19 protein-coding genes and 1 pseudogene are annotated in these 25,806 nt (G+C 72.1%); 9 read left to right on the forward strand and 11 right to left on the reverse strand.

The features are described from left to right. Positions 1 to 382: 382 nt before the first annotated feature. The 4 genes from zwf to ACSU53_RS03775 all read left to right on the forward strand — a co-directional run bounded on the left by zwf (position 383) and on the right by ACSU53_RS03775 (position 4,536). Positions 383 to 1,984, forward strand: coding sequence for a glucose-6-phosphate dehydrogenase (zwf, locus tag ACSU53_RS03760; protein WP_437024730.1), 1,602 nt, complete (start codon positions 383 to 385; stop codon positions 1,982 to 1,984). Continuing rightward, complete coding sequence (gene opcA, locus ACSU53_RS03765; RefSeq protein WP_437024731.1) at positions 1,981 to 2,916, forward strand: glucose-6-phosphate dehydrogenase assembly protein OpcA; 936 nt, start codon at positions 1,981 to 1,983, stop codon at positions 2,914 to 2,916. Before zwf ends, opcA begins: the two co-directional genes overlap by 4 nt. Positions 2,917 to 3,020: 104 nt before the next feature. After that, on the forward strand, positions 3,021 to 3,908 hold the full coding sequence (gene gnd / locus ACSU53_RS03770; protein WP_437024732.1) for a phosphogluconate dehydrogenase (NAD(+)-dependent, decarboxylating): 888 nt from the start codon (positions 3,021 to 3,023) through the stop codon (positions 3,906 to 3,908). 4 nt (positions 3,909 to 3,912) lie between these two features. Beyond that, the gene (locus tag ACSU53_RS03775; protein ID WP_437024733.1) at positions 3,913 to 4,536 is read left to right on the forward strand and encodes a histidine phosphatase family protein; all 624 of its coding nucleotides are present in this window, start codon (positions 3,913 to 3,915) and stop codon (positions 4,534 to 4,536) included. On the opposite strand, the gene ACSU53_RS03780 is transcribed toward ACSU53_RS03775, so the two are convergent. Continuing rightward, positions 4,506 to 4,952: a PPOX class F420-dependent oxidoreductase gene (locus ACSU53_RS03780; RefSeq protein ID WP_437024734.1), complete on the reverse strand. Its 447-nt coding sequence runs from the start codon at positions 4,950 to 4,952 to the stop codon at positions 4,506 to 4,508. The two genes, ACSU53_RS03775 and ACSU53_RS03780, sit on opposite strands and share 31 nt — an antisense overlap. A 116-nt stretch (positions 4,953 to 5,068) precedes the next feature. Between ACSU53_RS03780 and ACSU53_RS03785 the strand changes: the two genes are divergently transcribed. Next, complete coding sequence (locus ACSU53_RS03785) at positions 5,069 to 6,295, forward strand: serine hydrolase domain-containing protein (RefSeq protein WP_437024735.1); 1,227 nt, start codon at positions 5,069 to 5,071, stop codon at positions 6,293 to 6,295. A gap of 198 nt (positions 6,296 to 6,493) precedes the next feature. On the opposite strand, the gene ribA is transcribed toward ACSU53_RS03785, so the two are convergent. Continuing rightward, positions 6,494 to 7,156, reverse strand: coding sequence for a GTP cyclohydrolase II (gene ribA / locus ACSU53_RS03790; protein WP_362095930.1), 663 nt, complete (start codon positions 7,154 to 7,156; stop codon positions 6,494 to 6,496). Positions 7,157 to 7,197: 41 nt separating this feature from the next. Here ribA and ACSU53_RS03795 point away from each other — a divergent pair, with 41 nt between their 5' ends. Beyond that, positions 7,198 to 8,064 carry a creatininase family protein gene (locus tag ACSU53_RS03795; protein WP_437024736.1) on the forward strand — a complete coding sequence of 289 codons (867 nt, stop codon included), beginning with the start codon at positions 7,198 to 7,200 and terminating at the stop codon, positions 8,062 to 8,064. A 356-nt stretch (positions 8,065 to 8,420) separates the two neighbouring features. Here the strand turns inward: ACSU53_RS03795 and ACSU53_RS03800 are convergent. The 5 genes and pseudogenes from ACSU53_RS03800 to ACSU53_RS03820 form a co-directional block, all read right to left on the reverse strand. Continuing rightward, a pseudogene (locus tag ACSU53_RS03800) lies at positions 8,421 to 9,473 on the reverse strand (lysylphosphatidylglycerol synthase transmembrane domain-containing protein); the annotation flags it as partial. Continuing rightward, positions 9,470 to 10,528: a class I SAM-dependent methyltransferase gene (locus ACSU53_RS03805; RefSeq protein WP_437033014.1), complete on the reverse strand. Its 1,059-nt coding sequence runs from the start codon at positions 10,526 to 10,528 to the stop codon at positions 9,470 to 9,472. The pseudogene ACSU53_RS03800 and the gene ACSU53_RS03805, both read right to left, overlap by 4 nt. A 95-nt stretch (positions 10,529 to 10,623) precedes the next feature. Then, complete coding sequence (locus ACSU53_RS03810; RefSeq protein ID WP_437024737.1) at positions 10,624 to 11,934, reverse strand: glycosyltransferase family 4 protein; 1,311 nt, start codon at positions 11,932 to 11,934, stop codon at positions 10,624 to 10,626. After that, positions 11,931 to 12,329, reverse strand: a complete 399-nt coding sequence (locus tag ACSU53_RS03815; protein WP_437024738.1) for a 6-pyruvoyl trahydropterin synthase family protein — start codon at positions 12,327 to 12,329, stop codon at positions 11,931 to 11,933. The genes ACSU53_RS03810 and ACSU53_RS03815 overlap by 4 nt, the downstream gene beginning before the upstream one ends. Positions 12,330 to 13,061: 732 nt before the next feature. Beyond that, the gene (locus ACSU53_RS03820; protein ID WP_437024739.1) at positions 13,062 to 14,039 is read right to left on the reverse strand and encodes a zinc-dependent alcohol dehydrogenase; all 978 of its coding nucleotides are present in this window, start codon (positions 14,037 to 14,039) and stop codon (positions 13,062 to 13,064) included. Between the two features lie 108 nt (positions 14,040 to 14,147). Between ACSU53_RS03820 and ACSU53_RS03825 the strand changes: the two genes are divergently transcribed. Then, positions 14,148 to 14,939, forward strand: a complete 792-nt coding sequence (locus ACSU53_RS03825; RefSeq protein WP_437024740.1) for a CDP-alcohol phosphatidyltransferase family protein — start codon at positions 14,148 to 14,150, stop codon at positions 14,937 to 14,939. A 279-nt stretch (positions 14,940 to 15,218) separates the two neighbouring features. On the opposite strand, the gene ACSU53_RS03830 is transcribed toward ACSU53_RS03825, so the two are convergent. From ACSU53_RS03830 to ACSU53_RS03845, 4 genes are all read right to left on the reverse strand, one after another. Further along, a complete protein-coding gene (locus ACSU53_RS03830) occupies positions 15,219 to 15,758 on the reverse strand; it encodes a hypothetical protein (RefSeq protein ID WP_437024741.1) in 540 nt (179 codons plus the stop codon). A 509-nt stretch (positions 15,759 to 16,267) separates the two neighbouring features. Beyond that, positions 16,268 to 18,397: a choline BCCT transporter BetT gene (gene betT, locus ACSU53_RS03835; protein WP_437024742.1), complete on the reverse strand. Its 2,130-nt coding sequence runs from the start codon at positions 18,395 to 18,397 to the stop codon at positions 16,268 to 16,270. 588 nt (positions 18,398 to 18,985) lie between these two features. Then, positions 18,986 to 20,560 carry a GMC family oxidoreductase gene (locus ACSU53_RS03840; protein ID WP_437024743.1) on the reverse strand — a complete coding sequence of 525 codons (1,575 nt, stop codon included), beginning with the start codon at positions 20,558 to 20,560 and terminating at the stop codon, positions 18,986 to 18,988. 167 nt (positions 20,561 to 20,727) lie between these two features. Then, complete coding sequence (locus tag ACSU53_RS03845) at positions 20,728 to 22,194, reverse strand: aldehyde dehydrogenase family protein (RefSeq protein ID WP_437024744.1); 1,467 nt, start codon at positions 22,192 to 22,194, stop codon at positions 20,728 to 20,730. Positions 22,195 to 23,008: 814 nt separating this feature from the next. Between ACSU53_RS03845 and ACSU53_RS03850 the strand changes: the two genes are divergently transcribed. Beyond that, positions 23,009 to 24,262: a hypothetical protein gene (locus tag ACSU53_RS03850; protein WP_437024745.1), complete on the forward strand. Its 1,254-nt coding sequence runs from the start codon at positions 23,009 to 23,011 to the stop codon at positions 24,260 to 24,262. A 421-nt stretch (positions 24,263 to 24,683) separates the two neighbouring features. After that, complete coding sequence (locus tag ACSU53_RS03855) at positions 24,684 to 25,796, forward strand: PASTA domain-containing protein (protein ID WP_437024746.1); 1,113 nt, start codon at positions 24,684 to 24,686, stop codon at positions 25,794 to 25,796. Positions 25,797 to 25,806 lie beyond the last annotated feature (10 nt).

The following is a 25,806-nucleotide window of genomic DNA, read 5'->3' on the forward strand; positions in this document are numbered from 1 at the left end:
GCGCCCGCCCACCGGCCGGCGCATCCGCCCCCGGCCGGAGAGGGGCTCCACCCGCCCGTGGAGCCCCTTTCCGCATGTCCGGGGCGGATGCGCGGTACCCATCCGCCGCGCCGGGCTTTCACCCGCACCGTGCCGCCGTCCGTGCCGGACCGCGTTGCGGTCGGCTGAGGAACACGGCGGACGTGGTACCGGTTCACACAGACGAGGTGATGCGCGGATCTTCTCGTCCACGCAGGTGACGGACCCGGCGTGCCGGGACACCCGGTACCCGGCGGAACCGGCCGGGCCCGGCACCGTCGGGGCGGCGCGGTGTGCGCGGGACCCGGCAGGACCTGCCCGACGCGGTGCACAGGCGGCTTCACGACCAGGGAGTTGACGCGGAATGGCCCAAGAGACGACCGAGGCGGACACCACCGGCGGCGCCACCGACCCGGGCGACGCCGGGGCGGGGTCCACGGCGGCCGGCTGGTCGAACCCGTTGCGCGATCCCCGGGACCGGCGCCTGCCCCGGATCGCCGGCCCGTCCGGGCTGGTCATCTTCGGGGTGACGGGCGACCTGTCCCGCCGGAAGCTGATGCCGGCCGTGTACGACCTGGCCAACCGGGGCCTGCTGCCGCCCGGCTTCTCGCTGGTGGGCTTCGCCCGCCGGGACTGGGAGAACCAGGACTTCGCGCAGGAGGTCCACGACGCGGTCAAGGAGCACGCGCGCACCCCCTTCCGGGAGGAGGTGTGGCAGCAGCTCGCCGAAGGCATGCGCTTCGTGCCCGGCGACTTCGGCGACGACTCGGCGTTCAAGCAGCTGCGGTCCGCCGTGGAGGAAGTGGACGTCTCCCGGGGCACCGGCGGCAACCACGCGTTCTACCTGTCGGTGCCGCCGAAGTTCTTCCCGAAGGTGGTCCAGCAGCTGAAGAAGCACGGCCTGGCGGACGCGCCCGGCGGGTCCTGGCGGCGGGCGGTCATCGAGAAGCCGTTCGGGCACGACCTGGAGTCGGCCAAGGAGCTGAACGCGATCGTGCACGACGTGTTCGAGCCCGAGCAGGTGTTCCGGATCGACCACTACCTGGGCAAGGAGACGGTCCAGAACATCCTGGCGCTGCGCTTCGCCAACACCATGTTCGAACCGGTGTGGAACCGGTCGTTCGTCGACCACGTGCAGATCACCATGGCCGAGGACATCGGCATCGGCGGCCGGGCCGGCTACTACGACGGCATCGGCGCGGCCCGCGACGTCATCCAGAACCACCTGCTGCAACTGCTGGCGCTGACCGCGATGGAGGAGCCCGCCGCGTTCGACGCGCGCTCGCTGCTGACCGAGAAGCTGAAGGTGTTCCGGGCGGTGCGGCTGCCGGACGACCTCGGTCTGCACACCGTGCGGGGCCAGTACACCGCCGCCTGGCAGGGCGGGACGCAGGTGCGCGGCTACCTGGAGGAGGACGGCATCGACGCCTCCTCCACCACCGACACCTACGCGGCGATCAAGCTGGGCATCGACAACCGCCGCTGGGCGGGCGTCCCGTTCTACCTGCGCACCGGCAAGCGGCTGGGCCGCCGGGTCACCGAGATCGCGGTGGTCTTCCAGCGGGCCCCGCACTCCCCCTTCGACGCGACCGCGACCGAGGAACTGTGCGAGAACGCGATCGTCATCCGGGTGCAGCCGGAGGAGGGCATGACGGTCCGGTTCGGTTCCAAGGTTCCGGGCACGTCGATGGAGATCCGGGACGTGTCGATGGACTTCGCCTACGGCGAGTCGTTCACCGAGTCCAGCCCGGAGGCGTACGAACGGCTGCTCCTCGACGTGCTGCTGGGGGACGCCAACCTGTTCCCCCGTCACCAGGAGGTGGAAGAGTCCTGGCGGATCCTCGACCCGGTCGAGGCGTACTGGGCGTCCCACGGCAGGCCCGCCCAGTACGCGTCGGGCAGCTGGGGCCCCGTGGAAGCCGACGAGATGCTCGCACGAGACGGACGGAGCTGGCGCAGGCCATGAAGATCGACCTGACCGACACCACGGCAAGCAACATCAACAAGGCGCTGGTGAAGGGCCGCCGCGCCATCGGCACCCCGGCCGTCGGCATGGTCCTGACGATGGTGATCGTCACGGACGAGGAGAACGCCTACGACTCGATCAAGGCGGCCGAGGAGGCCTCGCACGAGCACCCCTCGCGCACCCTGGTCGTCATCAAGCGGCACGCCCGCACACCCCGTGACCGCACGCATCCGCGGCTGGACGCCGAGGTGCGGGTGGGCTCGGAGGCCGGAGCCGGCGAGACGGTCGTGCTGCGGACGTACGGGGAGGTGTCCGACCACGCCGACTCGGTGGTGCTGCCGCTGCTGCTGCCGGACGCGCCCGTGGTCGTGTGGTGGCCGGTGGACGCGCCCGAGGTGCCCTCGAAGGATCCGCTGGGCGCACTGGCCCAGCGCAGGATCACCGACCTGTACGCGGCCGAGCACGCCCTGGAGATGCTGCGGACCAGGGTGCGTTCGTACGCGCCCGGGGACACCGACCTGGCGTGGACGCGGCTGACGCCGTGGCGTTCGATGCTGGCGGCCGCCCTGGACCAGGCCCGGCTCACCGTGACGTCGGCGGCCGTGGAGACCGAGGCGGACAACCCCAGTGCCGAACTCCTGGCCCGCTGGCTGCACGCCCGGCTGGGTGTGCCGGTGGAGCGGGTGGAGACGGCCGGCCCCGTGGTGACGGGGGTGCGGCTGGGCACCGCGGACGGTGAGATCGTCATCGACCGCCCCGAGGGCCCGCTGGCCACGCTGTCCCTGCCGGGGCAGCCGTCGCGGCGGCTGGCGCTGAAGATCCGGCCGACCTCCGAGCTCATCGCCGAGGAGCTGCGAAGGCTCGACGCGGACGAGATGTACGCGATCGCCCTGCGGGGCGACGCCGCGGAGGGGGCCGCCGTCCCCGCCTGACAGCCACCACGGGACCCGGGCCGGGGCGGCCCGGCCCGGGTCCCTCCCCCGTCCACGGGCGTGCCGCCGGCCGCCCGCCGTGAACTCCAGGAAGTGAACCTGACATGCAGATCGGTCTTGTCGGCCTCGGGAAAATGGGCGGCAACATGCGCGAACGGCTGCGCAACGCCGGGCACACCGTCGTCGGTTTCGACACCGACCCCGAGCGGTCGGACGTCGAACACCTGGCGGATCTCGTGGACGAGCTGGAGGCTCCGCGCACGGTGTGGGTGATGGTGCCGGCCGGCGAGGTGACCCAGCACGTCATCGACCAGCTGGCCAGCCTCCTCAAGCCCGGCGACACCGTCGTCGACGGCGGCAACTCCCGCTGGACGGACGACGAGCGGCACGCCCGGGAACTGGGCACGCGCGGCATCGGCTTCGTCGACGCGGGCGTCTCGGGCGGTGTGTGGGGGCTGAAGAACGGCTACGCCCTGATGGTGGGCGGCGACAAGGAGCACGTGGACCGGCTGCGGCCGGTGTTCGACGCGCTCAAGCCGGAGGGCCCCTACGGGTTCGTCCACGCCGGCAAGGTGGGCGCCGGGCACTTCGCGAAGATGGTGCACAACGGCATCGAGTACGCCATGATGCAGGCGTATGCCGAGGGCTGGGAGCTGCTGGAGGCCGTGGACTCGGTGGACAACGTCCGCGAGGTGTTCCGCTCCTGGCAGGACGGCACCGTCATCCGCTCCTGGCTGCTGGACCTCGCCGTGGACGCGCTGGACGACGACGAGCACCTGCGGAACCTGCGCGGCTACGCCGACGACTCGGGCGAGGGCCGCTGGACCGTCGAGGCGGCCATCGACAACGCGGTGCCGCTGCCCGCGATCACCGCGTCGCTCTTCGCGCGGTTCTCCTCCCGGCAGGAGGACTCGCCCCAGATGAAGATGATCGCGGCGCTGCGCAACCAGTTCGGCGGGCACGCCGTCGAGGCGTCGCGGAAGGAACCGTAGGGGCGTGGGGGATCTGCTGCTGGCGCGGCACGGTGAGACGGAGTGGAGCAGGTCGGGGCGGCACACCGGCCGTACCGACCTGCCCCTCACACCGCACGGCGAGGAACAGGCCCGGTCCCTGGCCCCGCTGCTGGCGGGCCGGGACTTCGCCCTCGTGCTCACCAGTCCGCTGGAGAGGGCGCGCCGCACCGCCGAGCTGGCCGGGCTGACCGGGGCGGAGCAGGAACCGGATCTGCGCGAGTGGGACTACGGCGCCTACGAGGGCGTCACCACCGCGACGATCCGCCGGACCCGCCCCGACTGGGACCTGTGGGCCGACGGGGTGCCGCCCGGCCCGCAGCTGCCCGGTGAGTCACCGGACGAGGTGGGCGCGCGGGCCGACCGGGTCCTGGCCCGGGCGGCCCGGTCCCTCGACGACGGTGACGTGATGCTGGTGGCGCACGGTCACCTGCTGCGCGTCCTCACGGCCCGCCGGCTCGGCCTGTCCGCCGCGTACGGGCGGCTGTTCCGGCTGGAGACGGGCACGCTGAGCCGGCTGTCGCTGGAGCACGGGCGTCCGGTGATCGCCGAGTGGAACACCGGGGGCGGGCGGCCCGGTCAGGACGCGGGGCGTCTGGGGATGCCGTAGGCGCGCTCCACGTGCAGGCGCAGGACGAGGCGCCGGTCGCGCACCATGGCGGCGCGGTAGTCGTCCCAGTCGGGATGCTCGCCCTGCACGTCGCGGTACAGCCGGATCAGTTCCTCCACGGTGGCGTCGTAGGGGTCGCGGGCGACGGGTGAGAGGTCGGCGGTGCCCTCCGCGACCGTGTACGCCCAGCGGTCGTCGGTGGTGACGTGGTAGGAGGCCCGGGGGTCCCGCCGCAGGTTGCGGGTCTTGGCCCGGTCGTCGGTGACGGAGACGCGCACGATCCTTCCGTCGGGGTCGTAGGCGTGGTTGACGTTCGACAGCTGCGGCCGTCCGTCGCCCTTGAGGGTGACGAGCACCCCGCTGTTGCTCTCGGCGAGGAGGGCGAGCAGTGCGTGCTGGGCGGTGTCCTGGGTCATACTTCGATCAACGGTTCGCCGGGGGCGCACGTTCCCCCGGCCGTCCGGCGGGGTAGTCCGCTGGCACCGCCACGCATGATCACGGCGCGTGGGGGGAGACAGGACCGAGGAGAACGATGACCGTGCTGGAGCAAGAGACCGGGCCGGAGCCGGCCGGGCTGGACGCGGGGGCGTTGGAGCGTCTGGACCGGCACTTCGCCCGGCAGGTGGACGAGGGGCGGCTGCCGGGGTTCCTGGTGGCGGTGGCTCGGGGCGGACGCGTCGCCCACCTGACGGCGTACGGGCGGCGCGACGTGGCGGCGGGGCTGCCGGTGCGCGCGGACACGCTGTGGCGGATCTACTCCATGACCAAACCGGTGACGGCGGTGGGTGCGCTGCTGCTGGTGCAGGAGGGACTGCTGTCGCTGGACGACCCGGTGGGACGCCACCTGCCGGCGTTCGCCGAGCCCCGGGTCTACGACGGCGGGTCCGGCGCGCAGGTGCGGACCCGTCCGGCGGCCGGGCCGATGCTGGTGCGGCACCTGATGACACACACGGCGGGCCTGACGTTCGCCTTCTACGGCACCCACCCCGTGGACGCCCTGTACCGGGAGGCCGGGCTGGAGTCCTCGGTGCTGCCGGGGGCGGACCTCGCGGAGACCGTCGACGCCTACGCGCGGCTGCCGTTGCAGTTCGACCCGGGCACCCAGTGGAACTACTCGGTCGCCTCGAACGTGCTGGCCCGGGTGATCGAGGTGGTGTCCGGGCAGCCGCTGGACGTGTTCCTGACCGAGCGGGTGTTCCGCCCGCTGGGCATGACGGACGCCGGGTTCGAGGTGAGCGAACAGCAGGCGGAACGTCTCGCGGAGCTGTACGGGGAGACGGAGGACGGCGGTATCGAGCCCGTCGCCGGGCTGCCGTTGCGGGGGCGGCCGCGGTTCCTGTCGGGCAGCGGCGGGATGGTGGCGTCCGCGTACGACGTGCACCGCTTCACGGAGATGCTGCGGCGGCGCGGGGAGCTCGACGGGGTGCGGCTGCTCGCTGCGGACACGGTGGACCTGATGACCCGCAACCACCTGCCCGGCGGCGCCGATCTGCGGGCGTTCGGCAGCCGCCCGGCGCACGACGACCCCGGCAACGACGGCGTGGGCTTCGGTCTCGGCGTGTCCGTGGTGACGGATCCGTCCCGGACGCGGGAGCCGTCGTCCGCGGGCACGTTCGGCTGGACCGGGGTCGCCACCACCGCGTTCTGGGTCGACCCGGGCCGCGACCTGACCGTGCAGTTCTACACGCAGGTACGGCCCCGGTCCTCGCACACGGTCTTCCGTGACCTCCGGCGGCTGGTGCACGAGGCGGTCGCCTGACCGGCCCTTCGCCGGTACCGGCTTGGGCCGGGACTTCGCCGGTACCGGTTCTCGGGCCGGGACTTCGCCGGCACCGGCTGCGGCCGGGACCACGTCGGTACCGGCGCATGCCCGGACTTCGTCGGAACCGACGCGGGCCCGGACTTCGTCGGAACCGGCTGCGGCCGGGGCCCCATCGGTCCCGGCCGGCGCTGCCGGTCAGGACGGGTGGGCGGCCACCGCGTCCAGGTGCGGCAGGTGGTGGTCCAGGCGCTCCCGCTTGGTGCGCAGGTAGGTGATGTTGCTCTCGCACGGCGGGATCAGCAGCGGCACCTGCTCGGCGACCTGCACGCCGTGGCGGACCAGCGCCTCGCGCTTGCGGGGGTTGTTGGACATCAGCCGGACCGAGCGCACGCCCAGGTCCTGCAGCATGCCGGCGGCGACGGCGTAGTCGCGGGCGTCCACCGGCAGGCCGAGGGCGAGGTTCGCCTCGACGGTGTCCAGCCCCTCGGCCTGCAGGGCCATCGCCCGCAGCTTCGCCAGCAGACCGATGCCCCGGCCCTCGTGGCCCCTCAAGTAGACGACGACGCCCGCCCCTTCGGCGACCACGGCACGCATCGCGGCGTCGAGCTGGTCACCGCATTCGCAGTGCTGCGAACCGAACGCGTCCCCGGTCAGGCACTCCGAGTGCAGCCGGACCAGGACACCCTCCGCCCCTATGTCACCGTGCACGAGGGCGACTTGTTCGTCCCCGCGGTCGTGGTCCAGATAGCCGATCGCCTGGAAGGGCCCGTACACGGTGGGCAGGGGGGCGTTGACGACGCGTTCCACGCCGGTCCGCCGCGGGGGCTTCTTGCCGAGTACGCCTACGTTTTCTGTCATGATTCTCGGGTTCCTAAGCAGAGACGAAAGGCCGTGACGATATGAGTGGTTCACCAAAGCGGTCGGCGGCATCCGGCCCGGTGCACGGTCTGTTGCCGGCGGATACTACAGAGGATGTACGCAAGCGGGGCTCCGTCGTCTCACGGCAGATCGCGATTCTTCCGGTGGGGAGTTACGAACAGCACGGTGCGTACCTGCCGCTGGCGACGGACACGCTGGTGGCCTGTGCCATCGCGCGGGAGATCGCCGGCGCGTATCCGGTGCACCTCCTTCCTCCGGTGACGATCTCCTGCTCGCACGAGCACGCGGCCTGGCCGGGGACCGTCTCGATCTCCTCCGTGACCCTGCACGCGGTCGTACGGGACATCGCCGACTCGCTGCGCCGGTCCGGCGTGGACACGTTGGTGCTGGTCAACGGACACGGGGGCAACTACGTCCTCGGCAACGTCGTCCAGGAGGCCTCCGCCCGGGGCGAACGCATGGCGCTCTTCCCGGCCGTGGAGGACTGGGAAGCGGCCCTGGAACGGGCCGGGGTGGCCACCTCGCTGCTCACGGACATGCACGCGGGGGAAATCGAGACCTCCATCCTTCTGCACGCTCATCCCGAATTGCTCCGTCCCGGATATGAGACGGCCGATTTCGTCGCGGACGACCGGCGTCACCTGCTGACCCTGGGTATGTCCGCCTATACCGATTCCGGTGTCATCGGACGCCCTTCCCTGGGCTCCGCGGAAAAGGGGAAGGAACTCCTGGCCGCCTTCGCGGATTCCTTCGGCGCATACCTCACCCTCCTGACGGACGACACCCCGCGGGACCCCGTAGGTGACGCGCCGCACGCTCCCTCGGGTGACACGCCGGGCGGCCCTCCGGGAGGCGCCCCGGGAGGCGACGTCACCGCCACGGGGTGAGCTGCCGCGCCGGCGGTCACCGGGGCGGGGAGGGCTCTTGGCGGTGGTTCGGCGGGGGCGGGCACGGACGCGGCTGCGGCGGGTACTGCGGCCGCCCGTACGCCCCCGGCGGGGCCCGGCGCTGGTACGGCGGTCTCGGCGACCGGGGCCGACACGGTGGCCGGGCCGGACGCTGCGGCTGGCGCGGGCACTGCGGCCGAGGCCGGCCCTCCGGCCGAGGCGGGTGCTGCGGCCCGGGTGCCGGACGGCCCTGACGCGTCCGGCACCGCGGTTCGGGGCGAGGGGCGCCGGTGGCCGGCTCCGGCCGCGTCCCGCACCCCGGGCTCAGTGACCGTGCGCCGCGCGGCACGCAGCCCCGCGTACCAGCGCACGGCGAGGACGACGAGCCCTGGCAGGCTGGCCACCAGGCACAGCACCCCGTAGACCACCGCGACGGCCAGCCCCTGGCCCGCACCGAGTCCGGCCGCGCCGAACGCCCACGCGGTGACGCCCTCCCGGGGCCCCCACCCGCCGACGTTCAGCGGCAGGCTCATCGCCAGCAGGGCCAGCACGGCGAGCGGCAGCAGGCGGCTCACCGCCGCGTCCGTCCCGATGACGCGGGCGGCGAGCACGAACATCGCGAGGTGCCCCGCCAGGACGACGACCGAGGAGATCAGCACCCCGGGCCCGTTCCTGCGGGACAGCAGCCCCTCCCGGGCTTCGGCGAGCATCCGGCGCAGCGCCCGGCCGCGCCGGGACGGCGTCGCCCGGTTCATGCGCAGCGCGAGGGCGACCGCGCAGGCGCCCAGCGCACCGAGGCCCACCAGCGGGGCGGCCTGCCGGGCCTCGTCGAGCACCGGGGAGGGCACGGTGAGCAGCACGGCGGCACCGGCGGCGAACAGCGCGAGCTGCCCGGCCGCCCGTTCCAGGACGACGGCCCGCACGCCGCGTCCCAGGTCGCCGGTGCTGCGCCCGTGGTGCACGGCCCGGTGGACGTCGCCCACCACACCGCCGGGCAGGGCCGCGTTGAGGAACAGGGCCCGGTAGTAGTCGGCGACGGCGCGGCCGAGCGGCAGCCGGATGCCGAGACCCCGGGACACCAGGGACCAGCGCCAGGCGCTGAACACGGTGGTGACCAGCCCGACCGCGAGGGCGGCGAGCAGGGCCGGACCGTCGATCCGGCGCAGTCCGTCCAGGAGGACTCCGGTGCCCAGACGCCACATCAGCACCGCCAGGATGGCCAGCCCGGCGAGGGTGCCGAGACGGGTGCGCACGACCGGGGAGTTGAACCGGGCGAGCAGGGCACGAGCCCGGACACCCGCCCGTCCCGCCGCCCGCTCCCCCGCCTCGGGCCCGTCCTGCGCCGTCCGCCCCGCGTCGGCCGGGGCGGCGGCGGACGGCCCGGTGGCGGCAGTCGGCCGCGTACTCATGCGGTGCTGCCCGACGGCCGGCACAGGGCCAGCAGGTCGGTGTGGTGCACGACGACCCGCAACTCCCCCGCGGCGCAGGCCTCCAGGCGCTCCGCCAGGTAACGCCCGGCGCGCTCCGCCAGTGCGGGACGCTCCTCCACCGCCGCGCCGACCCAGCCGCGCAGCCACTGCTCGGTCAGGGCGGCCTGCTCCGGGCCCAGCCGCCAGGGGCTCGGGGTCAGCCGCACGGTCGCGCCGTGCTCGGCGAACGCGTCGGCGGCGGCCGTCGCGGCGTCGGGACCGAGCAATCCGCCCCGGCGCTGGTGGGCGTTGAACGCCTCGGTGATCTCCTGGTCCATCGGATGCGGGGCGGTCAGTTCGACGCGTCCGGCGACGGACAGCGTGAGCAGGGCCGGGCAGCCCGCGCCGGCGCAGGCGGCGGCGAGTGCGCCGACCTCGTCCCGGGTCAGGACGTCCAGCAGCGCGGAGGCCGTGACGAGGGAGGCTCCGGACAGGGCGTCCGGGGTGAGCCGGGCGACGTCACCGCGCCGGGTCTCGACGGACACCCGGCTGCCGTCGGCGGACGACCGCGGGGAGCCCACGGCCGCGAAGTGCAGCAGGTAGGGGTCCCGGTCGTACAGGATCCAGTGCTGGGCGCCGTCCAGGTGCGGGGCGAGCCAGCGGCCCATCGACCCAGTGCCGCAGCCGATGTCGTGGATGACCAGGCCGTCGGCCCGCTGCGGCAGGTTGGCGAGCCGGATGCGCAGCGGGTCCAGGAGGTCGTGGGAGCGGGCGACCGCGTCGGCGGGCTCCCGCAGTTGCAGCCACTCGGGCGCGTAGCGGGCCGGTTCCTCGTCGCCGGTGTCGCGCAGCTTCACGGTGGCCCGCTCACCGGGCCGGAGCCCGCCCGTGGCGGCGGACCCGGCCGCCGCGTCGCCCGCGGCGGGTGGGGCGGGCGAGGCCGTCGGGGCGGCTGCCGCCGCCGGAGCGACGGGCCCGGCGCCGGGGATGACGGAGGTTCCGGCCGACCCGGCCGACCCGGCCGGGGGTCCTGCTGCGTGGTTCCCGGCGTGCATGGTGCCCCCTCGCGAACCGGTGGCCGTGTCGGCGGCCTGCCGGGGTCCGGGCTGGGCCGGGATCACCCCGGCGTGCGGTGTCGTCGCCTGCTCGGTCACGCGGCCCTCCCCCGGGACTCGGCCGGCAGCCGGCGCAGGACGCCCGCCAGGCTCTGCGCGGTACTCGCCCAGCCGCCGAGTGCGGCACGCCGTCCCCGGGCGGCGGCCTTCAGCCGGCGCCGGACGTCCGGCTCGCCGAACCAGCCGCGCAGTTCGGCGGCGATGGCGGCCGGGTCCTCCGGCGGGACCAGGATGCCCGGCACTCCGCCGTCCGGTGCGCGCCCGACCGCCTCGGGCACCCCGCCCACGTCGCTCGCCAGGACCGGGATGCCCCGGGCCAGCGCCTCGGTGACCGCCATCCCGTAGGTCTCGGCGTAGGAGGTGAGGACCATCAGGTCGGCGGCCGCGTAGCTGGCGTCGAGGTCGGCGCCGGATCGCGGTCCGGCCAGTTCCAGCCGGTCCTCGAGACCGTGCGTGCGGATCAGGGACCGGAGGTGCGCTACGTACTCGGGGTCCTGGGCCGTCCCGCCGACGAGACTGCACGTCCACGGCAGGTCGGCGACCGTCGCCAGGGCCTCCACCAGCCGGTGCTGACCCTTGCGCGGGGTCACGGCGGCCACGCACAGCAGCCGGGACACCCCGTCGGTGCCGGGGGCGAGGGGCGCGATGTCGGCTCCGGGCGCGGCGACGTGCACCCGCTCGGGGTCGAGACCGTGGTGCGAGACGAGGCGGCGCACCGCCCAGTCGCTGGTGGCGACGACCGCGTGCACCGCGCGGAGCACCGCCCGCTCGCGGGTGTCCAGCTCGGCGGCCATGGCGGGCTCCAGGCCGGTCTCGTCACCGAGCGGGAGGTGGACCAGTACGGCCAGCCGCAGGCGCTCCGCCTCGGGCACGATGATGTCCGGGACACCGCAGGCGACCAGCCCGTCGAGCAGGACGGCGGTGCCGTCGGGGAGCTGCCGCAGCGTGCGGGCGAGGTGCGCGCGGGCGGCCGAGTCGGGGCGGGGCCAGGAACCGGCCACGGCGTGCTTGTGGACGCCCCATCCGAACCCGGGCAGGTCGAGGCAGACCCGGCGGTCGTAGGCGTTGCCGCCGCTCGGCGCGGACGGGTCGTCGACGCCGCCCGGCATCACGAAGTGGACCATGCGCAGGGACATGGGGATGATCCCGTCGTTCCTGGGGAAGGACGCCTGTCGGGGAACATAACCCAGACGGGTGGTCCTCGCCCGTTCGGCGGTGGTGCCGGGGGTGGCGCCACCGGCTTCGGTGACCGTGTGGCCGGCTTCGGTGGCCGCGTCGGCGGTGGTGGTGGCCGTTGCCGTGGCGGTGTCGGCGGTGTCGGCGGTGTGCAGGGTCGTGTCGGTCACAGCGCACGCTCGTAACTCGCCCACGCGATGTGCGACTCGTGCAGCGTGACGGTGAGGCCCGAGAGGCCCTTGGCGCCCTCCCCGAGGGCCCCCTTCTGAATGCGCTCCGCCAGTCGGTCGGCGATGACCTTCGCCAGGTACTCCGTCGAGGTGTTGATCCCCGCGAAGTCCGGCTCGTTGTCGAGATTGCGGTAGTTCAGCTCGCCGACGAGGGCCCCGAGTTCCTGCGTGGCGAGACCGATGTCGACGACGATGTTGTCCTGGTCCAGCTGTTCGCGCCGGAACGTGGCGTCCACGAGGAACGTGGCCCCGTGCAGGCGCTGGGCCGGTCCGAAGACCTCGCCGCGGAAACTGTGGGCGATCATGATGTGATCGCGGACGGTGATGCTGAACAACGGACGACCCTCCAGGTGCGGCGCGTCTGCTCCCCGGCCGAAGTCCGCCGGGGATGTCGTGTAGTACGGCTGACTCCCTTCCCGTGTTCAGCCTTCGGTACCTCTTTTCTCAGGTCAGGCGGTGCGGCCGGTTCCTTGCGGTCACCGGCGCGATGGGGAGGGGCCGGGTGCCGGTTGTCGGGTGTCTGTTGTCGGTTGTCGGTTGCGGGTCATTGGGCAGGGCCCGGTGGTGGAGCGGCGGGAGCGGGTGGTGGTGCAGGGCCCGGGCCAGGCTCGGTCGCCCGGGTGGGGGTAGCTCTTGGGTGGCGTGCGCGAGGCGGCGCCCTGGTGGTTCGCCCGGGGCGGCATCGACGTGAGGAACGCGGGCGGCGGTCAGAAGGCGCGGCGAGGACGGCAGGGCAACCGGACGGCGGGACGGTGGGACGACGGAACCGCGGGGCGACGGAACCGCGCGGCGGCCGGAGTCGCCCGTGAGGTGCGTGGCGCACTCACCAGGCTGAAGGGCGGCAGGCAGGCGGGCGGGCCGGCTCAGCAGGCCCGGCGGGGGTGTGGGGGGGATGGGTCTGCGAGGGCCGGGGTGCGGATGCGGGTGCGGGGTGCTGATGCGCCGTCGGGGACGGATCCGTCCGGGCGGGAAGCCGCCGGTGCCGCGCGTGCTCGGGTGATTCGGTCGGGTGGTTCGGTCGGGTCGGTCGGCTTGGTCAGGTCGGTCGGGCCGGCGTGTGCGCCGGGTCAGGCGGTGTCGTAGCGCACGCGGTGGCACAGGGCCGGGATGTCGCCGGAGGCCAGTCGGGGCATGACGTCCGGCAGTTCCTCGAATGCGGACTCCCCCGTGATCAGGGCGTCGAGCGCCGGATCGGCCAGCAGGTCCAGGGCGAGGGCCAGCCGGTCGGCGTAGGTGCGGCCCGCGCGAGCCGGCGAGACCGTACCGACCTGACTGCTGCGGATGACGAGCCGCCGTGAATGGAAGGCCTCGCCCAGCGGCAGCGCGATCCGGCGGTCCCCGTACCAGCTCAGCTCGACGACCGTGCCCTCGGCGGTCAGCAACTCCAGGGCCCGGCCGAGCCCTTGCTCGGTGGCACTGGCGTGTACGACGAGGTCGCACTCGCCGAGGGCATCCTCCGGAAGGGCGAACCCGACCCCGAGGGCGCGAGCCGTGGCCTCCCGTGCGGGATCGCTGTCGACGAGTTGCACGCGGACCCCGGGGAAGCGGGCCAGCAGGGCGGCCACCGAACAGCCGACCATTCCCCCGCCGATCACGGCGATCCGGTCACCGACGAGGGGAGCGGCGTCCCACAGGGCGTTCACGGCCGTCTCCACGGTCCCGGCGAGCACGGCCCGGCCCGCGGGCACCCCGTCGGGGACGGGGGTCACCGCCGCGGCCGGCACGACGTACCGCGTCTGGTGGGGGTAGAGGCTGAAGACGGTCCTGCCGGTGAGGTGCGACGGCCCTTCCTCGACGACCCCGACGTTGAGATACCCGTACTTCACCGGCCCCGGGAAGTCGCCCTCCTGGAACGGCGCCCGCATCGCCGCGTGCTGGCTCTCCGGCACCCCGCCGCGAAACACCAGCGTCTCCGTCCCCCGGCTCACTCCGCTGTACAACGACCGCACCAGCACCTCGTCGTCACCGGGCCGAGGCAGCCGCACTTCCCGGATCTCACCCCGCCCGGGTGAGGCGAGCCAGAACGCGCGAGCGGTGCGGTCCATCGAAATCCTCCTGAACGATCGGGAACCTGCACGCGTACCGAGGGGTGCACAGGCCGCGCACAAGGTAGCGGCGTTGATCAAATCTGTCACTCGGCCGGAGGGTGTTCGGTGGCCCTGAACAACAGTTACGACGCGAGGCTCGTACAGCAGGAGACCGCCGTGGGGGCGGGCGTACAGGTCCTGCTGCTGGTGCTGCTCGGCTCGGCGATCGGCATGGGGCCGGCGGGCTGGCTCACCGGTCTCGCGTTCGCCCTCGCGACCTGGGCGGTCCTCTCGCGGGCTCTGCACCGGTCCGGGTCACGGTCCTTCGGCGCCGCCAACCGTGTCACGCTCGGCCGGGCCATTCTCGTCGGGGGCGTCACCGCCCTGGTGGCCGACTCCTTCCACGACTCCCCGCCCGTTTCCCTCTTCGTGGGCCTGACGGCCGTCGCGCTGATCCTCGACGGCGTCGACGGCAAGGTGGCGCGCAGGACGGGTACGTCGACTGCGCTGGGTGCCCGGTTCGACATGGAGGTGGATGCCTTCCTGATCCTGGTGCTGAGTGTGTACCTGTCGATGGCCATGGGGCCGTGGGTGCTGCTGATCGGCGGCATGCGGTACGTGTTCGTCGCCGCGGCACGCATCTGGCCGTGGCTGACCGCCCCTCTCCCGCCGAGTGCGGCCCGCAAGACGGTGGCCGCGCTGCAGGGTGTGCTGTTGTTGCTGGCGGGTGCGGCCCTGCTGCCGCACGCGGCCAATGTCGCGGTGGTCGCGTCGGCCCTCGGTCTGCTGCTGTGGTCGTTCGGCAGGGACGTGCTGTGGCTGTGGCGGACCTCGCGGGTCCAGGCAGGGACGGCGGAGCGGTCCGCACGGCCGCAGCCGTCCGAGCAGACCGGCCCACGGGAACTGGTCGCCGGCTGACGCCGAGAGCCGTGCCGAGGGCGGCCGGGCGAGGGCCTGGTCAGGGGCGGTCGGGTGAGGCTCGAAACAGGGTCACGACGTTCGAGACGCGTCGTTCCCGTCCGTCCCGTGCGATCCTCGTCCGTTCCCGGTTCCCGGCTCCCCGTTCCGCGTTGTCCGTCCCCGGTTCCCGGTTCCCCGCTCCGCGTTATCCGTTCCCCGTCCGCCGTTCCCCGTCCCCCGTTCCCCGGCCTCGGCCTCGGCCTCGGGGCCGCCGACCCGGGATGGCGTGGCCTCGCCCTAAGCGATCCCCGTCGCATCGAGCAGCCGGACCAGGTCCTTGCGTCCGTACCCGAGCGACCGGGCCCTGTGGGCCGCCATCAGCACCAGGTGCGCCACGGTGTGCGCCGCAGGACCGTCGCGGTCGCAGCCGAGCCACTCGTCCGGTTTCTCCACGCCGAGGCTGGTCATGACCAGCCCGTGCTCGCGCCGGATCTCCGCGACGGTGCCGGCCACCGCGTCCATCAGCGTCCGCCCCGGCCGCTCGCACTCCAAGGCGAAGCAGCCCCAGTCGACCGGAACGCAGCCCTTCGGCGGTCGCCTCCGCACCTCCGCATATCGTTCGTCCCCGAAACCGATCGCCTCGAACACCTCGTGCACCAGCGGAAACCGGTGGAATCCCTGTGGGACCGGAGGCGGCGGAGGCGTGTACGTCCACCCGGCGTCCTCGTACAACTGCCGCTTCACCTCCTCCTCGTCGGAGAGCGTCACGGTGAAGCCGTTGGCCTCGTTGCGCCCGGTCGTCGTTCCGTCGGGATTGCGGTGGAAGTGCAGGCTCATGTGTGTCCCCCGTTGCTTGCGGCTTCGACGTGCGTACCACGACGGGAGTGGTTCCCGTCACTTGCTCGAACGGTCCGGCCTGCCGTCGCGTGCCCGTTCCCCCTAGCTTCACCTGTTCGAGTGACCCGAAGCCGCAGGTTGCCCGACGTCGTGCGCGTGACGCCGCTCCCCCACGTCGCGACCGGTGAAGGCCTGTGACTCGTCCCTGGCCCCCATCCTCCACGGCGCCCGACCCCGAAGATGTCGAGAGCGGTGCACAGAGGAACAGTGCACCGCTCGGATGACCGGGCCGCAGCGAACAGGCCGTCAGACCAGCCGTACGGGGCAGGGACATCTGTGAGGCGCCCTGCCCCGCCCCGTCCCGAGGTCCGGGCTCCGGGTCCGGGGTCCCGGGTCCGGGGCCCGGGTCCCGAGGCCCATGGCCCGGGGTCCGCAGTTCAGGGCACGGGGTCCGCAGTTCGGGGGTCGGGGTGCCCCCGATGCCCACGCGGGATGGACATCCCCGTCCCTCACTCCTCCGGCAGGTGGGCGTCCGGGGCGTCCGGACGGTGGTCCGGGAAGCCGGACCGGCTGGTCGCCTCGTCGCGCACCCGCAGGAACTCCAGGTGACGCTCGTACTGGTCGAGGCTGTCGGCGATGAGCTGCTCCTTGGTGTAACCCATCACGTTGTAGTCCTGGTTGCCCTCGGCGAGCCGGACCTCGAAGCGGACGTAGGAGTCGTGCGTGCTGACGGACCGGGTGGCGAAGGCGGGCGTCGGGCGTTCGACGGGCCAGACCTCGTAGACGAATTCGTCACTGGTGCCGATCGGCACGCGCAGGCCGACGTGGGGAATGCCGGTGGCTTCGACGGTTCCTTCCACGACCTCGGCCTCCCTGCCCTGCTCCCGCAGTTCCGCGGCGACATCCTGGAAGGCGGGGCGGCACACCTGGTCCACGAAGCGTGCGGCGGCCCGTCGGCCGGGGAAGGCCATGGTCCGGGCCAGCCGGTGCCGCCAGTTCGGGGCTCCCGGCAGGCTTTGCGGCGTCACCGTGCGCCCGGAGAGCGATCCCGGGAGCGTGGTGGCCGTCGCTTCGACGCGCATGCGTTCGGTGCGCAACGCCAGGAAGAGGCCGGCCATGATCAGGAACATCACGAAGGAGAAGGGCAGGCCCATGATGATGGTGGCGTTGGTGAGCGCCTGCACCCCGCCCACGATGAGCATCGCGAGGGTGAGCAGCCCCGTCGCCACGGCCCAGAAGATGCGCAGGTAGGTGGGCGCGTCGGTCACCGGGGTGGGCAGCTCGGCGCTGAGGTTGCCCATGACCAGGGCGCCGGAGTCGGCGGACGTGACGTAGAGCAGCAGTCCGACGAACGTCGCCAGTCCGGCACTGAAGAGGAAGCCGGGGTACTGGTCCAGCAGAGTGTAGAAGCCCTGCTCGGGGACGTTCATGGCGGTTTCGCCGAACTCCGTGTTGCCGTCCCGCACCAGGAACAGGGCGCTGTTGCCGAAGATCGCCAGGAAGAGCCCGGTGAACAGGAACGGGATGATCAGCGTGGCGGCGATGAACTCGCGCAGGGTCCGGCCGCGGGAGATGCGGGCCAGGAAGAGTCCGACGAACGGCGCCCAGGCGATCCACCAGGCCCAGAAGAACAGCGTCCACGCGTCCAGCCACTCGGTGGGCTGGTCGTAGGCGAAGGTGTTGAGGGTCATCGAGGGGAAGCCGCTGACGTAGTCACCGACGTTCTGGACGACGGCGTTCAGCAGCCGGAACGGTTCGCCGACGACGAGGATGTAGAACATCAACAGGGCGGCGAGGAGGACGTTGAGCTGCGACAGCCGGCGGATGCCCTTGTCCACGCCGGATGCGGCCGACGCGGTGGCCATGCCCACGGCGACGACGATCAGTGCGATCTGCGCGGCCAGCCCTTCCGGCACGTCGAAGAGGACCTTCAGGCCGTAGTTCAGCTGGACGACGCCGATGCCGAGGGTCACGCCGATACCGAAGACCGTGCCGATGATGGCCGCCAGGTCGACGGTGTCGCCGATCCGGCCGTGGATCCGGCGGCCGATGATCGGATAGAGCGCCGAGCGGATCGCGAGCGGCAGCTTGTAGCGGAAGGAGAAGTAACCGAGCGCCATGCCCATCAGCGCGTACATCGCCCAGCCCGTGATGCCGTAGTGGAACAGGGTCCACACGACGGCCTGACGCGCGGCTTCGAGGGATTCCGGGTCACCCTGCGGCGGCGCGAGGTAGTGACTGACCGGCCCGGAGACGGAGAAGAACATCAGGTCGATGCCGATGCCCGCCGCGAACAGCATCGACCCCCAGGTGAAGAGCCCGTAGTCGGGCTTGGAGTGCTTGGGGCCCAGCTTCACGGTGCCGTACTTGGAGACCGCGATGAACACGACGAAGACCAGATAGAGGGTCGCTGCGGCGAAGTAGTACCAGCCGAACCAGCTGGAGATCTTGCCGACGGCCACACCGATGACCGTCTCCGCGCCGCTCGGGGTGATGATCGCCCAGATCGAGATCGCGAGGACCAGGAAGGCGGCGCCGAAGAAGACGACCGGCTTCAGCCGGGCCGGTCCCGTCACCTCGTCGGCCACCTGCAAGTCGTCCGGTACCGCTGCGGGATCCTTGTCGCCAGCTCTCGACATGGTCGCTTCCTCCTTCGCTGAGGCCCGGGACGTGCCGTCCCGTGCGGGGCGGCACCCTGCCGCTGCCCGCGGCCCTCGCGGGGCCTCAGGTCATTGCTCGAACGCCCCGGGGGAACGGGGCACGTGGGGCGAGGCAGAATCCTGATGCCCCGGTGGCAGCGGATCGAACCGGCCGGACGGGCTGGAAACCCACTCGGCCCGGCGGTTCGTGAGCCGGACGCTCCCGGTGGCGCGCGGCCGGCGTCGGCGGGGCCGCCCGGTCCCGAGCGACACGGACGGACGTCGGGCGGCGAGCGGCAGGCACCCGCGCTGCCGCTCGCCGCGCGGTGCGCACCACGCAGCGGTGGTGGTGCCGGGTCCCGTGCAACGCGCGTACGGGGTGCGGAGCCCCGGGCAGCAGGGACGGACGGTGCGGACCCTGCGCGGCCCATGCGGTCGCTGCCGGTGCGGCACGGGCAGGGGGAGCCGGTGCGGCTCGTGCGGGCGGAGCCGGCGCCCCACCGGCAGGCGGAGCCGGGTGTCCGGTGGGGCGCGTCGCGGGCGCAGGACGTCCGAAGGCGCCGCGCACCCGTCGCGGTCGCGGCCCCGTCACTGCGTCCGGCTCCCGCCGTTCGGCCCCTGCTTGCCGGTGAGGAGATCGGCGGCGCGTTCGGCGGCGAGCAGCACGGTCACCATGGGGTTGATCGTCGGCATCGTGGGGAACACCGACGCGTCGACGACCCGCACGCCCTCGACGCCGCGCAGCTTCATCTCCGGGTCGCAGACGGCCATCGGGTCGTCCGCGGCACCCATGCGGCAGGTGCCCGCGGGGTGGTAGACGGTGTGGGCGGCGCGGCGCCCGTACTCCGACAGGTCGGCGTCGGAGGTGACGGTCGGGCCGGGGGCGACCTCGCGGACGAGCCAGTCCTTGAGCGGGTCGGTGGCGGCGACCTCACGGGCCAGCTTCAGACCCTCGACGATGGTGCGTTCGTCGTGGCCGTCGGGATCGGTGAAGTACCGGAAGTCCAGCGCGGGGTGCTCGGACGGGTTGGAACTGCGCAGCCACATGCGGCCGGTGGAGCGCGCCCTGGGCACGTTGGGCGTCATGCAGACGCCGTGCTCCGGAACCGGGTAGCCCAGGCGTTCGGTGTTGACGGTGAACGGCACCTGGTAGAAGTGGAACATCAGGTCCGGGCGCGGCTGCCCTTTGTCGAGCCTGAGGAACAGGCCGGCGTCGGAGTCCATGGCGGAGTTGGGCGGCAACGGGCCGTCCGTCTCCCAGAGGATGATGGACTCGGGGTGATCCAGCAGGTTCTCCCCCACGCCCGGCAGGTCGACATGGACGTCGATGCCCAGGCGGCGCAGGTCGTCGGCCGGACCGATGCCGGACAGCATGAGCAGGCGCGGGGTGTCGATGGCCCCGGCGCACAGCACGAGTTCACGGTTCGCGCGCACGGTGGCGGGCTCCCCGTCGGCACCCCTGACGGCGACCCGGGTGAGCCTGCCCGCCTCGTCGGTGAGCAGCCGGTGGGCCCACGTCTCCAGGAGGAGAGTGAGGTTGGGGCGGTCCAGGACCGGGTGGAGGTAGGCGACGGACGCGGAGGACCGCAGGTTGCCCTCGGGCTCGTAGGCGAGCGAGAAGAAGCCGGTGCCGTCGGCGAAGGGTTCGGCGTTGAAGTCGTCGACGACCGGGACGCCGGTGGCGCGGGAGGCGGCGGTGACGAAGTCCTTCGCGATGGGGTTCCGGTCCGCCTCGGCCACCGGGACGATCTTGGTCAGCAGGCGGTCCCGGTACGGCAGGATCGTCGCCGGGTCCCAGCCGGTGCAGCCGGCGGACACCCAGTCGTCGAGATCCTGCGGCAGCGGCATGAAGCTGATCAGGGTGTTGTGGGAGGAACAGCCGCCGAGCACACGGGCCCGTGAGTGGAGGATGTGGGAGTTGCCGCGGGGCTGTTCGACCGTGGTGTACCCGTAGTCGTACTCGGTGCCCAGCAGGTTGATCCAGTTGCGCAGGCGCAGGACGCGCTCGTCCCCGACGTCACTGGGGCCGCCCTCGATCACGCAGACGCGGCAGTCGGGGTCCTCGCTCAGTCGGGCAGCGAGCACACAGCCGGCGGTGCCTCCGCCGACGATGACGTAGTCGTACGAGGACTCGGCGCCGTGCGGGGTGGTGGGGGCGGCCATGGAGTGCCTTTCTTCGGGGCTCTTCGCGTGCTCTTGCGGTGCTCTGCGCGCTCGGACGTGCTCTGCCGTTCTCTGACCTGCTCTGGCCTGCTCTGACCTGCTCTGATCTGCTCTGACCTGCTCTTGGGGTGCTGGGGGCGGTGCCGGTTCCGCCCGTGGGCGCGGGCTCAGCCCTTGAACCAGCCGGACGGGCCCGGGGCGAGGTTCTGGTAGATGTGCTTGGCCTCCTGGTACTCGCGCAGACCCGTGGGCCCCAGCTCGCGTCCGACGCCGGAGCGGCCGAACCCGCCCCACTCGGCCTGAGGGACGTAGGGGTGGAAGTCGTTGATCCACACGGTGCCGTGGCGGAGTCGCTGGGCGACGCGCTGGGCGCGGCTCGCCTCGGAGGTCCAGACACCGCCGGCCAGTCCGTAGCGGGTGTCGTTGGCCAGTTCCACGGCCTCGTCCTCGGTGCGGAAGCGCTCGACGGTGACGACCGGACCGAAGACCTCCTCCTGGACGATGCTCATGGTGCGGTCGCAGTCGGCGAAGATGGTGGGCAGCAGGAAGAAGCCGTTACTGAGGGCGGGGTCGTCGGGGCGGGTGCCGCCGGTGACGAGGCGGGCGCCCTCCTCCAGGGCGGCGGCGATGTGCCGCTCGACCTTGTCCCGGTGCTCGGCGGAACTGAGCGGTCCGCTCTCGGTGCCCTCCTCCATGCCGTTGCCGAGACGGATCGCCCGGGCCCGCTCGGCGAGGGCGTCGACGAACCGGTCGTGCAGGGAGTCCTGCACCAGCAGGCGCGAACCGGCGGAGCACACCTGCCCGGCGTGCAGGAAGGCCGCGTCCAGCGCGTAGTCCACGGCCGCGTCGAAGTCGGCGTCCTCGAACACGATGTTGGGGTTCTTGCCGCCCAGTTCGAGGGCGATGTTCTTCGGCCCCTCGGCGGCGGCCGCCATGATGGCGCGACCGGTGGCCAGACCCCCGGTGAACGACACCAGGTCGACCTCGGGGTGGGAGGTGAGCGCCGCGCCGACGGTCGCCCCGGCGCCCAGCACCAGGTTGGCGACACCGGGCGGGGCGCCGGCCTCCTCGATCAGCCGGATCATGGCGATCGTGGTGAGCGGGGTGGTCTCGCTCGGCTTGAGGACGAAGGTGTTCCCGGCGGCGAGGGCCGGCGCCACCTTCCAGGACGCCTGGAGCAGCGGATAGTTCCAGGGTGCGATGAGCGCGCACACCCCGACGGGCTGGTAGACGACCCGGCTGAGCACGTCCGGGCCGACGTCCACGATCCGGCCGCCGTCCTTGCCCGCCAGTTCCGCGAAGTACCGGAAGGCGTTCGCCACGTCCTCCACGTCGATGCGTGCCTCGGTCAGCGTCTTGCCGGTGTCGAGGGTCTCGGTCCGGGCGATCTCGTCCCGGTCGCGCAGCAGCAGGTCGTGGACGCGCATCAGCACGTCGGCGCGCTGCCGGGTGGGTGCGTTCGCCCAGTCCTCCTCGACGAAGGCCCGCCGTGCGGCGCGTACCGCGCGGTCCACGTCGGTGGCGTCGGCCTCGTCGACCGTGGTGACGACGGAGGCGTCGTACGGGTTGACGACGTCCCGCCTGCCGCCGGCCTCCGCGTTCACCCACTGGCCGTCGATGTACAGCTCACCCATCCGGCTCCTCCTTCTCGTCCGACCGGTACCGATCGGTTGGCCGGTCGGTAACAGGCCCATGGTGCGGTGGGGAGCGCGGGGGCGCGCGGTCACTGTTGCGTGCGGGTGGTGGAGTGACCCGGGTGGGTGAACGGTCGCCGATCGGTGGGCATGGCATGCGGGCGCGCGCGGGTGTCGGTCCGGGGAGCCCCCGGGCGGCGGCCCCACGCCCCTGTGACCGGCGACCGGATGGCGGCTCCCTCTTCTCCTCCGTCCCGTGCAACCTTTTCACGATCAGGGTTGTCGATTTCTGCGTGCATGTGCGATTCCTCCAAGTCCACGGGCAGCCTTATCCGAGCCAACTCGTGAGGCAGTCACTCGTGTTCGGCGCCCCAGCGCGAGGCTCCGCGCCCGTCCGCAAAGGGGAGGCCCAGGAGTCACCCACACGTCCACGCGCCATGCTCTTCCTCCCACCCCGTCGCACACCTGACCAAGGATGCACGTTGGCGATGTCAACAGACGACAACTTATTCACGGCAGCGACATTCGTGTACTGTAGCCCTGCCGCCGAGCGCTCGCTGTCATGACGGGTGGGCAGCGACGTATGAGGGGGCTCCCGTTCACCCGGGCACGGCAGGTCGCGGAACGTACACGGCACAGCCAGCCTCTGGGTTACGGCTTTAGGCCTCCCGCCTGCCGAACCGAAGTCCCCCGAGGCGACGTTGCGGGACTCCTACGGATGCACTCGCAAGCTCCGGGTGGTCACCGGCCGCCCCCGTGTCCGTCACCCCAATCTCGGCCACTTCCCCTACGGCAAGCCACACAGGAGCAGGCGATGGACAACGAGATCCAGCTCATCAGCGACGGCGACGGCCTGGCGGTCATCGGGAACGAGACGGACGTGGACCGCTTCCTCACCTCGGAAGGGCTGCCGTCGAAGCCCCTCGGAGTGCAGCGACTGACATCCGGGTTCGGCACCGGCGCCGCCTTCGCGCAGGTGGGTGCGGACATTGCCGCCGAGTCCGGACGCTGGGTGAAGCTGACCAAGGAGTCCGGGGAGCGTGTCCGGAAGTTCGGACTGATGGAAGGAAAGTCGCCAGGCGTCACCCACGCGATGGTGGGGAGGCCCGGATCGATCAAGAACTGGCTCCAGGTCGAGAAGGGGGCCGGCTCCTTCCTGACCAACCCTGCGCGGCTGGCTGGTGCGGCAGGGCTCATGGCCCAGCTCGCGATGCAGCAGACGATGGACGAGATCACCGACTACCTGGCCACGATCGACGCGAAGGTCGACGACGTGCTCCGCGCCCAGAAGGACGCCGCGTTGTCCCGCATGATCGGGATGGACCTCGTGATCGAGGAGACCATGACCATTCGGGAGCGGGTGGGCGGCGTCTCCGAAGTCACCTGGTCGAAGGTGCAGACCGCGCCTACCGCGGTCGCGGAGACCCAGGTGTACGCATTGCGCCAACTCGACCATCTCGCCGACACATTGGAGACCACGCCCAAGATCGGTGATCTCGCGTCGACGGTCAGGGAGATGGAGCCCAGGGTTTTGGAGTGGTTGGCTGTTCTGGCCCGCTGCTTCCAACTGCAGGACGCGATCTCCGTACTCGAACTCGACCGGGTGCTGGACGCACATCCGGATCAGCTGGACCGGCATCGGCTCGGCCTCCGAGCCGCCCGGCAGAACCGGCTGGATCTCATCTCGCGGAGCACCGAGCGCCTGGTGGCACGGATGAACTCGGCTGCCGAGGCGGCCAACACGAAAGTGTTGCTGCACCCGGCCAAGTCCCCCGCTGTGGTCCAGTCGAGCAACCACGTGGTGACCGGCGTCCATGACTTCCACGCACGGCTCGGGATCGAGTCCGGTCGCCAGTCATCGCAGGCCCGGCGATGGATGGAAGCAGCGACCGAGGTGAGAACCAAGGCTCTGCAAACAGGGGTGAAGGGCGTCAGTACGGCCAGAAGCCTCAGCACCGAGAGCCTTGACCGAGCCAACTCGGTCAGGATCAGGCTCTCCAGCGAGATCGCCGAGCGAGCACGCCGCCTGCGGGGGGACGAGAGGGAGCTCGGCGCGAGGAAGGAATGAGCATCGCCCCGGCGGACGTCAGGGGGCGAGCCGTCAACTGTCCTCCTCACGTTCAGTCCTCGTCGTGCTGTCGTCCCCACCAAGCTCGCGAAGTACGCTCACGAGCCCGCACAGGGCGCCCACAAGCTCGCGAAGTGTCGCCCGGCCTTCATTCCGCAAGGCAGACGGCCGTGGCGCCAGGTTCTCGGCGCCCCGTTACGCGAGGGTCCGGTTCGCCCAATAGAGCCGCAACCACGTTGCGGGCTGCCGTAGCCGGAGGACTACAGCCGATGCACCGCGCCCGGCTTCCGCTGCACCTCCGAGGCTCGCGTAACACCACCGCCGCCACAGCTGTTGAACTCCTTGCCCTGGCATCAGTTCGGCACCGACCCGATCCACACTCGCCGACCAACAACCCACACCGGAGAACCAGAGAGTCCCCGTGAACCCGTACAACACCACTCCGCCCCCGTCCCGGCCCTGGTGGAGGACCACTCCCGCCCTGCTCGGTCTCCTGGCCCTCGTGGCTCTGCTCAGTGCGGTGAGCCTCGGGCTCGGCTTCCTCGTGATGATCGCCGCCATGGTGGCCGTGTGGGTGCTGCCCGCATGGCGCTGGTACGCCAGGCTCGGCGCCACGTTCGGCGCCTTCTTCCTGATGCTGATCAGCGCGGGCATGAGCGGGCAGATCGATGACAGCGAGCCGGACAAGTCCGTGGCCCGCGCGCGGGACAACGACGACAAGGCCGCCGCCGCGGCCACTCCGTCCGCCACCGCCACGAAGGCCCCTGCTCTCGCCGACTACACGGGCACGGCCCTCGACGAAGCGGAGAAGGGCGCCCGCGCGGCCGGCTTCACACCGGGGCATCACGACGCGTCCCCGGAAAAGCGCACGATCATCGTGCGGTCGGCGTGGACGGTGTGCTTCCAGCGAACCGACACGGCCGCGCAGTCCGTCGACTTCTCCGCCGTCAAGGACGGCGAACCCTGCCCCGCCAAGGACGGCGACCCGCTGCCGTGGCCCACCATGCCGGATGTCGTCGGCGACACCTACAACACAGCGGTCAAGGCGCTGGACCGGGCCGGTATCGACCTCGACAGCGTCACGCTCGACGACGTCTACCTCGACATCGACGCCCCTACGGCTGAGGAGGCCGCCGAGGAAGGCGACGAGTGGCGGGTGTGCTTCCAACGCCCCGAGGAGGACAGCGACGTCACGTCATCCACCACGGTCCGTCTCGACCTGGGGCAGTGGACAGACGTCGACCTCGTCCAGAAGTGCCCGTCGCAGAAGGACACGACGTACAAGATCCCCGCCAACGACCCCGACCACGACAGTGACCGTGACCGTAGCCGTGGTCGTGACGACAACGGCACCACCGGGGGCGGCGGTTCCAACGGCGGCAGCTCCTCGTCGTCCGGGGGCGGCAGCAGTGTCGGCACCGTGCATCCCGGGTCCTTCTGCTCCCCGGCCGGCGCCATGGGTGTGACCAAGGCAGGAACCCCCATGGTCTGCGGCGCCGGGTCCGACGGCCGCAATCGCTGGCGCTCCTCCTGATCACGCCGCC

The organism is Streptomyces sp. enrichment culture (assembly GCF_964273255.1).
Taxonomy (GTDB): domain Bacteria; phylum Actinomycetota; class Actinomycetes; order Streptomycetales; family Streptomycetaceae; genus Streptomyces.